This is a genomic window from Bacillus sp. Marseille-Q1617, from assembly GCF_903645295.1.
Lineage (GTDB): Bacteria > Bacillota > Bacilli > Bacillales > Bacillaceae_B > Rossellomorea.
In genome coordinates, this window is sequence record NZ_CAHJXM010000001.1 from 1023393 (window position 1) to 1036626 (window position 13234).

Annotated in this window: 8 protein-coding genes; all 8 read left to right on the forward strand. The window is 45.8% G+C overall.

From position 1 onward, the window contains the following. Positions 1–234 precede the first annotated feature (234 nt). The 8 genes from gltB to HWX64_RS05115 all read left to right on the forward strand — a co-directional run bounded on the left by gltB (position 235) and on the right by HWX64_RS05115 (position 13227). Positions 235–4821, forward strand: a complete 4587-nt coding sequence (gene gltB / locus HWX64_RS05080; RefSeq protein WP_175987837.1) for a glutamate synthase large subunit — start codon at positions 235–237, stop codon at positions 4819–4821. Positions 4822–5119: 298 nt separating this feature from the next. Continuing rightward, positions 5120–6607, forward strand: a complete 1488-nt coding sequence (locus tag HWX64_RS05085; RefSeq protein WP_175987839.1) for a glutamate synthase subunit beta — start codon at positions 5120–5122, stop codon at positions 6605–6607. A gap of 360 nt (positions 6608–6967) precedes the next feature. After that, a complete protein-coding gene (nagE, locus tag HWX64_RS05090; protein WP_175987841.1) occupies positions 6968–8419 on the forward strand; it encodes an N-acetylglucosamine-specific PTS transporter subunit IIBC in 1452 nt (483 codons plus the stop codon). A gap of 512 nt (positions 8420–8931) precedes the next feature. Then, positions 8932–9660, forward strand: coding sequence for a DUF2161 domain-containing phosphodiesterase (locus HWX64_RS05095; protein ID WP_175987843.1), 729 nt, complete (start codon positions 8932–8934; stop codon positions 9658–9660). 106 nt (positions 9661–9766) lie between these two features. Next, a complete protein-coding gene (locus tag HWX64_RS05100; RefSeq protein ID WP_175987845.1) occupies positions 9767–10315 on the forward strand; it encodes a DUF3231 family protein in 549 nt (182 codons plus the stop codon). A 524-nt stretch (positions 10316–10839) separates the two neighbouring features. Further along, positions 10840–11790: a DUF3445 domain-containing protein gene (locus tag HWX64_RS05105; protein WP_175987847.1), complete on the forward strand. Its 951-nt coding sequence runs from the start codon at positions 10840–10842 to the stop codon at positions 11788–11790. A 6-nt stretch (positions 11791–11796) separates the two neighbouring features. Then, positions 11797–12255, forward strand: coding sequence for a dimethylamine monooxygenase subunit DmmA family protein (locus tag HWX64_RS05110; RefSeq protein ID WP_175987849.1), 459 nt, complete (start codon positions 11797–11799; stop codon positions 12253–12255). A gap of 15 nt (positions 12256–12270) precedes the next feature. After that, a complete protein-coding gene (locus HWX64_RS05115; protein WP_175987851.1) occupies positions 12271–13227 on the forward strand; it encodes a PDR/VanB family oxidoreductase in 957 nt (318 codons plus the stop codon). Positions 13228–13234: the final 7 nt, after the last annotated feature.

Genomic DNA, 13234 nt, shown 5'->3' on the forward strand with positions numbered 1-13234 from the left:
CTTTATTGAAATAACAAGGTTTTAAAGTTTTTGAAAATTTAGTCAAATAATAAATTTTTCTTCTTATTTTCTTTCCGATATTCTCCAAATAACGGGTTTAAAAGGGCTGAAACCATTAACTAAATTTTTCGTTTTTTCTAAAATTCATGATATACTAACAAAAATTAAGAAAATTCCATTAAAAGATTTTATTATCTTTCAATAATAGTAGTTAAGAAGAGGGGGACGTTATGAATGAAAAATAATCTTCCTGTGGCGCAGGGATTGTATGATCCGGCGCATGAACATGAAGCATGCGGTATTGGGATGATTGCCAATATAGATGGCAAAAAGTCACACAATATCGTCCAAAACGCCATTAATATCCTTTGTAACCTTGAACACCGCGGAGGACAATCCGCCGATACAAGCACTGGTGACGGTGCAGGTATCCTTACCCAGATTCCTCACAGATTTTTCAAAAAACAATGTGAAAAAGAAGATATCCATCTGCCTGGTGAAGGCGAATACGGAGTAGGGATGGTCTTCCTTCCCGAACATTATGACTCCCGGATGCAGAGTAAAGAATTGTTTGAACGCATCATTGAAGAAGAAGGACAGAAGACGCTTGGATGGAGACCAGTACCAATCAATGATTCCTTCGTAGGGAAAGTCGCTTCAAAATCGAAGCCGTTTATCAGACAAGTGTTCATAGGTGCATCTGATGACATGCAGACCCGGATGGATTTTGAAAGAAAGCTCTATGTCATCCGAAAACGTATCGAGAAAGAAACATCACAGATTGAGGAATTAAAGGATGTATACTTGTGCAGCTTGTCTTCCACAACCATAGTATACAAAGGAATGCTCATTCCCGAGCAGCTGGACTCCTTTTACATCGACCTCAATCACCCTGAGTTCCAATCCGCACTGGCACTGGTGCATTCCCGCTTCAGTACGAATACATTTCCGAGCTGGCAGCGATCACACCCTAACCGATATACCATCCACAATGGAGAATTTAATACACTGAGAGGAAACGTCAATTGGATGAGAGCGCGTGAACAACTGTGCCATTCCTCGGCCTTCAGTGAAGAAGACCTGGAGAAAATCCTCCCGGTCATCGATGAGACGGGCAGTGACTCATCCATGTTCGATAACGCATTTGAATTTCTTCATCTGTCCGGAAGGTCGCTCGCTCATACAGCGATGATGATGGTGCCGGAACCTTGGGAAAATGATGATACGATCCATCCGAAGAAAAAGGATTTCTACGAATATCACAGCTGCCTGATGGAGCCGTGGGACGGACCGGCGGCACTTGTGTTCACTGACGGTAAACAAATAGGTGCATGCCTTGACCGTAACGGCCTGAGACCTGCAAGGTATTATGTCACGAAAAATGGCATGATTGTCCTTGGTTCTGAAGTAGGGGCCCTCGATATCTTTGCTGATGATATCGTCTACAAAGATCGCCTTCAGCCTGGAAAGATGCTCCTTGTCGATTTGGAAAAAGGAAGAATGATCCCGGATGAAGAGATCAAACTGAGAGTGGCAAACGAGCAGCCGTACAGACATTGGCTGAACAACCATAAAAAAGAATTGAAGGATCTGCCTGAAGCGCCATACGGTTCGGAGATCTACACTTCTGAGGAAGTGCTCGTCCAGCAGCAGGCATTTGGTTATACCACAGAGGAAATCAATAAAATCATCAAACCGATGGTGACGGATGGAAAAGATCCGGTCGGATCGATGGGGTACGATTCTCCTCTTGCTGTCCTGTCGAAAAAGCCGCAGCTTCTTTTTAACTATTTCAAGCAGCTGTTTGCTCAGGTAACCAATCCGCCGATCGATGCGATACGCGAACAGATCGTTACGTCTGTCGGAACAACCATCGGAGCGGAAGGGAATCTGGTCGATCCCGGTCCTGAAAGCTGCAGGCATATCCGTCTGGAAACGCCTGTCCTTACTACAGAAGAGCTTGAAAGACTGCGTTATCAGAATGAAGATGGATTCAAGGCGGTCACTTTATCGACCTTGTTTAACGTTACGGAAGAAGAAGACCAGCTTGAAGGCGCGTTGGATAAGTTATTCGCCAGAGCTGACATTGCCATCAAAGAAGGAGCCACCCTGCTGATCTTATCTGACAGAGGGGTGACGCAAGAGCGTGCAGCCATCCCTGCCCTCCTTGCGGTTTCCGGTCTGCACCAGCACCTTATCCGTCAGCGAATACGAACCAAGGTCAGCCTTCTCGTTGAATCCGGAGAGCCTAGGGAAGTTCATCACTTTGCTACACTCCTCGGATACGGGGCCGAAGCCATCACTCCTTACTTGGCTTATGAATCCCTGCGTGACCTTGTCAATAAAGGGGAGCTTCAGCAAACGACACATAGAGAAGCTGTTAAGACATATGTGAAGGCTGCGACAGATGGCGTCATGAAGGTACTTTCTAAAATGGGAATTTCAACGATCCAGAGTTACCGAGGTGCCCAGATCTTTGAAGCCATCGGTATTCACAAGGAAGTAATCGATAAATACTTCACGCGCACAGCTTCAAGATTAGGCGGAATCAAGCTCGATATCATTGAAAAAGAAGTGCTGATGAGACACCGAAAGGCATTTGTAGACAGGAAGGATCACAACCGTTCGCTTGAATCAGGTGACGAGTTCCAATACCGTAAAAATGGTGAAGATCACCAATATAATCCAAATACGATTCATACCCTTCAGCATGCATGCAGAACGAACAATTTCGAAACGTTCAAGAAATATTCCAAGATGCTGACGGATGAAAAACAAAACCTCCAATCTCTGCGCGGACTGCTTTCCTTTAAAGAAAGGCAGCCGGTTCCATTAGAGGAAGTTGAATCGGTGGAAGAGATCTGTAAGAGATTCAAGACAGGTGCGATGTCATTCGGTTCAATCAGTCAGGAAGCCCACGAAGCCCTGGCGATTGCCATGAACCGCATCGGAGGTCGAAGCAACTCGGGTGAAGGCGGAGAGCATCCTAACCGTTTCACGCGTGATGAAAATGGAGACCTGCGCCGCAGCTCGATCAAGCAGGTTGCATCAGGACGATTCGGTGTGACGAGCCACTACCTTGTCAACGCAGATGAAATCCAGATAAAAGTCGCTCAAGGCGCGAAGCCCGGCGAAGGCGGACATCTGCCTGGTAAAAAGGTTTACCCGTGGGTAGCAGAGGTGCGGGGATCGACTCCTGGCGTAGAGCTTATTTCACCGCCTCCTCACCATGACATCTATTCAATCGAGGATCTTGCAGAATTGATTCATAATTTGAAAAACGCAAATCCACAAGCGCGGATCAGCGTGAAACTGGTTTCGGCTGTAGGGGTTGGGACGATTGCTGCAGGTGTCGCAAAAGGCCGTGCGGATGTTGTGCTTATTTCTGGATATGATGGAGGAACGGGTGCTGCCCCAAGAACGAGCTTGAAACATACCGGCCTCCCATGGGAAATCGGACTGGCAGAAGCCCATCAAACCCTGCTGTTAAACCGACTTCGTGACCGTATTGTCGTTGAGACAGACGGGAAAATGATGACGGGACGTGATGTGGTTGTAGCTTCCCTCTTGGGAGCGGAAGAATTCGGTTTTTCAACTGCACCGCTTGTTGTCCTTGGCTGCGTCATGATGCGTGTCTGTCATATGAATACGTGTCCTGTCGGCATTGCAACACAGGACCCTGAGCTTCGCAAGAAATACATGGGGGACCCTGAGCATGTGGCGAATTTCATGCGATTTGTTGCACAGGAAGCGAGAGAGCTGATGGCAGAGCTAGGTTTCAGAACGATCAATGAAATGATTGGAAGAACCGATGTATTGCAAACGAATGAGGCAATCGATCATTGGAAAGCGAAAGGACTCGATCTGTCTGCACTTCTTTATCAGCCGGATGTACCTGAGAAAGTAAGCAGATATGCAGTCAGAGCACAGGATCATGAGCTTGAGAAGACTTTTGATTACCAAGAACTGATCCCTAGATGCCGTAAAGCGATTGAAAACAAGGAGCCGATTGAAGTATCGACTGCCATCCGAAACATCAACCGTGTAACGGGTACGATGCTTGGGAGTGAAATAACCAAGCGTTACGGGTCTGAAGGTCTTCCGGAAGATACAATCCGTCTGAAGTTTACGGGTTCTGCAGGTCAGAGTTTCGGTGCCTATATCCCGAAAGGTTTGACTCTTCGTCTTGTCGGGGATGCAAATGATTTCGTAGGAAAAGGATTGTCCGGCGGTAAGATCATCGTCCATCCTGATCCGACATCAACATTTGTCCCGGAACGCAATACAATCATCGGAAACGTATCATTCTACGGTGCTTCAGCTGGTGAAGCATACATCTACGGAATTGCCGGTGAACGCTTCTGTGTAAGAAACAGCGGTGCGAATGTAGTCGTAGAAGGCGTCGGCGACCATGGGTGCGAATACATGACAGGCGGAAAGGTTGTCATCCTGGGACGTACAGGGCGGAATTTTGCGGCAGGAATGTCCGGCGGGACCGCTTATGTGCTGGATGAGGACGGATCGTTCAATTCCCGCTGTAATAAGGAGCTTGTCCTCCTGCAGCCATTATTCGACCCGGAAGAAACGAAGGAAGTATATGACCTTATACAAAACTACGTTAACTATACAAACAGTGCGAATGGTAAAAAAATATTGGCTAATTGGGATGCGTATGTGTCCAAATTTGTACGAGTGATTCCTAAATCCTACCTGAAAATGAAAGAGAGAATTTCAGAGCTTGAAAGCAGTGGATTAGAGAAATACGAAGCTGAGATGACAGCCTTCGAAGAAAGTACAAAAATTTTAGAGCCAGTTAAATAAGAAAAGCGGAAGGGCTTTGAACAGAGGCGGGTGGCATAAGGCGAATTGGCCATGAAGGCGTTCATTGCCTTCCTGGCCGATTTGACTTATGACATGTGCCTCTAAGCCCTGAAGCTGGACAATAAGAAAAGCGAAAGGGCCTTGCTCAGCCCCGACCAACGCTTCAAGGCCGACCGGTGAAGTCGTTCTTTGACTTCATTGGGCGGACCGAAACGTCTTGGGGGCTAGACGGTGAAGCTGGACAATTCTCGAGGTTGAATTTTAATCTCTATAAATAAAAAAAAGAAGGGGGATATGAATGGGAAAAGCAACTGGTTTCATGGAGTACAAGAGACAATCACTAGATGAAAGGAATCCTTCCGAACGTACTAAAGACTGGAATGATTACACACTTCCGCTTTCAGAGGAAGAAGTCAGGAAACAAGGGGCACGCTGCATGGACTGCGGCGTCCCTACCTGCCAGTCCGGTATGGAGCTTGCAGGGGTCACGACGGGCTGCCCTGTTTATCATCTGATTCCAGAATGGAATGACCTGGTGTATCAAGGACAATGGAAAGAAGCACTCAAACGGGAGCATGAAATGAATAACTTCCCCGAGTTCACAGGCTTTGCCTGTCCTGCACCTTGTGAAGGGGCATGTGTCCTTGGCATCAATGAACCTCCTGTCGCAATCCGAACGGTGGAAAGGTCCATTATCGAGAAAGGATTTGAAGAAGGCTGGGTCGTACCTCAGCCTCCTGAGATCCGTACTGGAAAAAGGGTGGCAGTAGTCGGCTCCGGTCCGGCGGGATTGGCTGCGGCTGCCCAGCTCAACAAAGCAGGTCATCTCGTAACGGTATTTGAAAGAAATGACCGTGTTGGAGGTCTATTGACCTATGGGATCCCTGAAATGAAGCTTCCATACTCTATTGTAAAGAGACGTGTGGATATTCTGGAAAAAGAGGGCATTAAATTTGTAACGAATACTGAAGTCGGCAAGGATGTTTCCTCTTCAGAACTAAAGAGTGAATTCGATGCAGTCATCCTCTGCGGGGGCGCAACGGTTCACCGCAACCTTGAGGTGGAAGGAAGAAATTTAAAAGGGGTCCATTATGCAATGGATTTCCTGCATGCGAACACAAAGAGCTTATTGGATTCCAATTTTGAAGATGGAAACTATCTTTCTGCAGCAGGTAAAAATGTGATTGTCATCGGAGGAGGAGATACAGGTACAGATTGCCTGGCGACTTCGATCAGACATAACTGCAAGAGCCTGACTCAATTTGATATCTATGCGAAAAAAGGGGCCATCCGCGATGAAGTGGGGAACCCTTGGCCGCAGTATCCAATCATCCATCGTGTGGAATACGGGCAGAAGGAAGCGGAAGAAGTATTCGGCCATGACCCGCGTGCCTACGCGGTCATGACGAAGAAATTCGTCGGCGATGAAGAAGGACATATCAAAGAAGTCCATACGGTGAACGTTTCATTGAAGATCGATGAAAACGGCAATCGTATACGTGAAGAGCTTCCAGGTACAGAAAAAGTTTGGCCGGCCGACCTTGTTCTCCTTGCAATCGGCTTTAGCGGTCCTGAACAAGGCCTGTTGAAGGAGCTTGAAATCGAAACGAAAAGTAACTCCACCGTTGATGCCGAGTATGATAAGTACATGACTAATGTCGAAGGCGTTTTTGCAGCTGGAGACATGAGACGCGGTCAAAGCCTGATCGTCTGGGCCATCAACGAAGGACGCGGGGCAGCACGAGAATGCGACCGCTTCTTAATGGGTACAACTGAACTGCCATAATCAAAGACAGATCTCCAATGATATCGCTTGGAGGTCTGTTTTTTTTACATAATCGTCATAAGGACTTATTAACATGTGGATAAAAACCATGTTTGTAATTATTTACTAATACTATTCTACTAAGTCATTAGTCTCTTTTCTACTGCACTCATTAAGGAGAAAATAAATGAAAGGGTTTTCATTGGTATATACAAATGATTCTAAACTGGTCCACTTATGAATAGTTTCTACTAGAGGAGTTTTGTCCATATGCAGTTAAAAACTCCAGCACCCAGAAAGACAGGAAGTGATGTCACGTCTATTGATGAGAGGGTCTAAGAGGAATCAACGGAGAACTCACAAGATAGGGGGAAAAGAAAAATGATGAACTATTTACAAAGAATCGGGCGGTCATTGATGCTGCCGGTTGCGGTTCTGCCGGCAGCGGCGATCCTGATGGGGATTGGGTATTGGATCGATCCAACAGGCTGGGGAGCAGATAGTCCTGTTGCGGCTTTCTTGATCAAAGCCGGTGCCTCAATTATTGATAACATGTCCATTTTATTCGCTGTCGGGGTTGCCTTGGGGATGGCGAAAGCTAGGGATGGGTCCGCTGCCCTCAGTGGATTGGTCGCTTATCTAGTGATTACCACACTGCTTTCAAGCGGTTCTGTGGCAATGCTTCAAGGAGTGGAAGCAGAAGCTGTAAATCCCGCTTTTGCTAAGATTGGAAATCAATTTGTCGGGATCCTTTCAGGACTTGTAGCAGCAAGCATGTATAACCGGTTCAGTCATGTAAAATTGCCGGATGCCCTCGCATTCTTCAGCGGTAAACGATTAGTGCCGATCATGTCCGCTGTAGCGATGCTGGTTGTATCCGGTATCATGCTATTCGTATGGCCGGTTATTTATACTGCGCTTGTTTCATTCGGAAAAGAAATCAGTGCCTTAAGCTTCACGGGCGCAGGTCTGTATGGATTCTTCAACCGCTTATTGATCCCGACAGGTCTTCACCATGCCCTGAACTCAGTATTCTGGTTCGATGTGGCAGGAATCAATGATATCGGAAACTTCTGGTCCGGCAACGGTGAAAAAGGTGTTACCGGAATGTATCAGGCTGGGTTCTTCCCGGTCATGATGTTCGGACTTCCGGCGGCTGCACTTGCGATGTATCATGCGGCTAAACCTGCCAAGAAGAAACAGGTTGCTTCCCTTATGCTTGCAGCTGGTTTTGCTTCCTTCTTTACTGGAGTAACAGAACCACTTGAATTCGCATTTATGTTCGTAGCTCCTGCTCTTTATTTAGCTCATGCAGTGTTAACAGGTTTATCCCTTGCCATTGCGTCATTCTTCCAATGGACGGCAGGGTTCGGATTCAGTGCAGGTTTCGTCGACTTTGTATTGAGCTCGAGACTTCCACTGGCAAATATGCCTTTTATGCTCCTTGTACAGGGGATCGTGTTTGCACTAATTTATTACTTCCTGTTCCGCTTCCTGATTGCCAAGTTCAATCTGATGACGCCTGGGCGTGAAGAAGATACGGAGGAGGGAGCGATTGCCGAACCGGTCTCTCAGAAAGATCGATTTGCGGCAATGGCAGCGGAGATCTATGCAGGTCTTGGCGGAGATATGAATGTAACATCCGTCGACAACTGCATCACCCGCCTGCGTGTGGAAGTGAAGAATATGGATGCAGTCGATCAACAAAGAATAAAAGCGACCGGAGTGCCGGGAATCAAAATCACAGGTGCAAACTCCATCCAGGTCGTGGTTGGCACATCCGTCCAATTCGTAGCAGATGAAGTTGAGAAGCTTCGGAATAAAAGTGCATAAGAAAAAGACTTGATGAAAAATGTGCTGGTTTTTATTGAACAGCTAACACTAGTGAGAGGTTTAAGCCTGTTGCTGCTTGTTCTAGCATTTGATTGGAGTGCAAGACGAAGATTCCTGCGGGAAAAGCGACCAATGTGAGACTTGTCCAGCTGCGGGGCTTAGAGGCACATGTCATAAGTCAAATCGACCAAGAAGGCAAAGAACGCCTTCGTGGACGATTCGTCTTATGCCAACCGCCTCTAAGCAAAGCCCCTCCGCTTTTCTTCCCACAGGCGCAGAGCGCCGAGGAGGCTCCCCGCTCGCCCGCGGAAAGCGAAGTCTTGCACGGAAATCAAATGCGGTGTTTAATGTTGAATAATCATATACTATTTTCATTCAAATACTGATAGTCATAAAGGGACGGACCCCGCATATGGGTCCGTCCCTCTTCTAATCTATAAATCCCCCTTACAAACCAACTCAAATGGTCTATACTTTTAATAAAGAGATTTTCAATAAAGAAGGTTTTACATATGACAGAGAAAAAAAGAAAAGAAGCCGACCTCTATCAACCCATCCAAAAACACTTCACAAAACTGGGTTACAAAGTCAATGGTGAAGTGAAGGACTGCGACCTTACTGCGGTGAAGGGAGAAGAACTCATTATTGTTGAGTTGAAACTTTCATTGACGGTCGATTTATTGATCCAGGCAGCAAAACGGCAGCGTCTGACAGAGATGGTTTATATTGCGATCCCTAAGCCGAAACGAACCCGCTCGAAAAGGTGGAATGACATCTGTCACCTTGTGAAAAGATTGGAATTGGGCTTGATTACGGTTTCTTTAACCAAAAGGCCAAAGGTTGAATTTACAGCCCATCCCCAGCCGTTCGACCGCAAGAAAGTCATGACATACAGCAAACGCAAAAGGACTGCCCTGATAAAAGAAATTGAAGGACGAAGCGCTGACTATAATACCGGCGGGAGCAATAAGACGAAAATTATGACGGCTTATAAAGAAAGCTGCATCCACATCGCTTGCTGCCTCGAGAATTATGGACCGTTGTCCCCAAAAGCATTAAAAGAAATCGGGACCGGGGATAAAACGCCTTCCATTTTACAAAAGAATTATTATAAATGGTTCGACCGGGTGCAGAGAGGCGTCTACCAACTAAATGAAAATGGAAAAAAAGAGTTGGCAGATTATCCAGAGTTGGTGACTTATTATGTGGAAAAGATGAAAGAGCGTCCGGAAAGCAGATGAGTTGGAGTAATCACGCTGGTTCAAAATTCGACTTTGTAAAAGTAAGAGTAATCATCCAATTTCAGGATATCCTATTCTTAATAACAATTTCGATGAGGTGATTTCTGTGCCTAATACGTTTGAAGCATTGTTTGATTATCTTAAAACACGGTTCGATGATGAACCTAAGCCCCGTCCGCATGTCGGTGAAGCCATGGGCTTCTGGTTATATTACACAGCCATTGCGGAAGAGATTCCAGTCCTTGAAGCAGCTATGAATACAACGACGGATAAAGACCTGGTTCACCTCTTGGAGGATACAAAAAAACTCGCTCTTCATCAAATGCAGACAACAGAGGAGTTTATGTTGAAAGAAGGGATCCCTCTGCCGGATACTTCTGAAAAGAAACCGGTGTCCGATCCAAATAGTGTTCCTCTCGGGGTAAAAGCGACAGACTCTGAGATTGCCAACCTGATTTCAGCAAAAATTGCAACAAATATTGTCATGTGCGCCACCAATAACAGCCAAAGCGTAAGAAGTGACATCGGCTTGATTTGGATGCGATTCCAATCGGAAAAATCTGTATTGGGAATGGAATTGAAAACGAAAATGAAGGAGCGCGGCTGGCTGAAAATCCCGCCTGCTTATATGCCGCCGGGTGCCCCAGTCAATTAATTATACTTGAGGTTGGGACAAAAGTATTTTAGTCAAGGAAAACCCGAACTAATTTGTGATATAAGAGACAAATTAGTTCGGGTTTTTAATTTTTTCCTAATGAACATTTGATTTAGTGCTTTCCAGCGGTTGATTGAAGTGCAAGACGAAGACTCCTGCGGGAGAAGTGGCCAATGTGAGACTTGTCTAGCTGCGGGGCTTAGAAGCACATGTCATAAGTCAAATCGACCAAGAAGGCAAAGAACGCCTTCGTGGTCGATTCGTCTTATGCCAACCGCCTCTAAGCAAAGCCCCTCCGCTTTTCTTCCCGCAGGCGAAGCCGAGGAGGCTCACGGGTCACCCGCGGAAAGCGTAGTCTTGCACGGAAATCATTAGCGGTATTAAGAGACTACTCTGAAATTGTTTGTTTTTGTGTAGTGGTTTTTAGTTTTGTCCTAGCTTCATTTTTTATATGGTTTACCCTTCAAAACATATCCATTTTCCTATAAAATAAAAGAAAGAATTTTCGGAAAAAGGATGATCGTATGAAGAAAGCTTCAGTACTGAGAGACTTCCCATATCCATTCAAAGATCAAGTTTACCGCTATTCCAATAACTCCATTCCATTACATACGCCAAACTGCATCGAAGTCACCTCTACGTATATAGAAGAAATGCGATTAAAACGAACACTTCTTGAGAACCATCCTGAACGCTGCTTCCAATCACTTCCTCATAGTGTTCATGCCCAGTGGGAGGTGGTGGACACGGTGATCGATCACCTGGTTACCTATTACCCCCAGCACTTTTCAGTTGAAAGAAACGGTCGGCATTGGACATTCCGCAACAACATTCTAAAAGATAATAACACCTTTATATATGGCGACGAATCCAGTCTTCCTTGTCAGCCGCTGGATTTTATCGGGAGGCACATCCAGGAAGATCTGATCCTTATGATGCAGCGGGACGGTGATCTATATCTGGACGCGGGCCAGCTTTGTTTTCCTGCGAATTGTTCGCTTGCATTTAATGCCGGCATGAATTTCAAAGAAATTCATAGACCGATTCCGGGATTTAAAGAGGAGGGAATGGATGGGCGGATTCTTACCTTTTTACTGAAGATGGAAGCAGGGGATCCGTGGGTACGCAGGAACTGGTCACTGATGGCGGGGAATCGTTTGGATACTTCACTTGAAACCTTCGATCAATGGGGCGCCGACAGAAGAAAGGTCACAAAAGAGAATGCAGGGGAATTTGTTCATTTCAGGGTTGAAGTCCAGAAGCTCTTCAGGATGCCTGGTTCGAATGGAATTCTTTTTACCATTCATACTCATTTGCTGTCCCTCGAAACATTTGCCTCGAATCCTGATTGGCTTCACCAGTTTTATCAGATCCTTGGGGAATTGCCGGAACACATTACTGAGTATAAGGGGATCTCCCTTTATAAAGAGTCTGTACTGGATTATTTGAAAGCTAGAATGACTGAAAGCGGGTGAATCATTTTGGATAACAATGAACACTTCACCTTTATTCCTGGAAGGAGAATGTACTTATTTTGCGGGGATAAAGAAGGGATAAATAGACTTCAGCCGATCATCAACGAAGTGATTGACCGAAACCTCCCGTTTGAAAGCGTAGAAGTGGAGTCAACGGAGCTGGATACATGGCTGCACCGGCAGAAGATGGGAAGTTATTTATATGTATCTGCGTCCTGGGGGCAGGTCCGGGATATTAAAGTACTGGCAGAAAATATAGGCTTTACTGAAGAAGAAGCGCAGTACATAGGACGCGGTGAGAGGATCATGAATGTTTTTTGCTGCCGATGCCATGGTTTGACTCCTGCTCAGGAGTCGAAATCGAATCGCCACATAAGCTGTTCACATTGCCAATTACCCCTTGCCATTTCGGATCATTATTCTTCACTGCGGGATGCATTTCTGGGTTATGCTGCGGAGAAATGAAAGGGTTGAAGAAACATGAAAAGACACAATACGATACCTGTTTCAGTTGCATCGATCAAACAAGAGTGCAAAGACGTCAAAGTGTTTACATTACGCCCGGAAAAAGGGAGCGTTTTACCACCGTTCGGCGGTGGTGCACATATTACAACGTATATCGAAAAAGAAGAGGAAGTCATCGCCAGATCCTATTCGTTGACGAATCATGCAGATGATCGTGAGTATCGAATCGCCATTCGGTTGAACGAACATTCCAGAGGGGGATCAGCCTGCTGGCATCATCACATAAAGACAGGGGACAGGTTACGGATCAGTTTTCCTAAGAATTACTTCCCCCTTAGTTTCAGAGCGAAGCATCATGTTTTATATGCGGCAGGAATCGGTATCACGCCATTTCTCGCCATGATGAAGGAGCTCGCCAAAAAAGGTTCCAGTTTTGAACTCCACTATGTTTCTAAAGCTAGAGCGTCCTGCCCGTTTTACACCTATTTGAAAGAAAACTATCCACATCAATGTTCCTTTTATTTCTCAGAGGAACATAAAAAGCTTCATGTAACAAGTCTGCTTCACCATCCTATCGGCACCCATGTTTATTTCTGCGGCCCCCAGTCGTTTATAGAGGAATTTAGAGAGGCTGCAAAAAGCTATGGATACCCCTCTTCAAGTATACATTTTGAACGATTTGCTGCCCCTGAAATAAAGGAATCCCATCCTTTTCATGTAGTACTGACTTCAGGTAAGGTCGTTCATGTTGGTAAAGACCAATCGCTGCTGGATGCCCTCCTTGAGGAAGGAATCCCAGCACCATATTCGTGCCGGATGGGACGGTGTGGTACGTGTGAATTGAAGGTTATTCACGGCAGGGTAGAGCATTATGATTCTTTTTTAAGTGTTGAAGAGAAGAAAAGTCACGGATTGATTCTCCCGTGTGTGTCCAGGGCTGGCTCGAAGGGGTTATTACTAGATATAGAATAAAGGAATA

What these genes read in the sequence shown, in the direction of transcription:
- gltB (WP_175987837.1), top strand. Translation starts at nt 235, where the DNA reads ATGAAAAATAATCTTCCTGTGGCGCAGGGATTGTATGATCCGGCGCAT.
- HWX64_RS05085 (WP_175987839.1), top strand. Translation starts at nt 5,120, where the DNA reads ATGGGAAAAGCAACTGGTTTCATGGAGTACAAGAGACAATCACTAGAT.
- nagE (WP_175987841.1), top strand. Translation starts at nt 6,968, where the DNA reads ATGATGAACTATTTACAAAGAATCGGGCGGTCATTGATGCTGCCGGTT.
- HWX64_RS05095 (WP_175987843.1), top strand. Translation starts at nt 8,932, where the DNA reads ATGACAGAGAAAAAAAGAAAAGAAGCCGACCTCTATCAACCCATCCAA.
- HWX64_RS05105 (WP_175987847.1), top strand. Translation starts at nt 10,840, where the DNA reads ATGAAGAAAGCTTCAGTACTGAGAGACTTCCCATATCCATTCAAAGAT.
- HWX64_RS05115 (WP_175987851.1), top strand. Translation starts at nt 12,271, where the DNA reads ATGAAAAGACACAATACGATACCTGTTTCAGTTGCATCGATCAAACAA.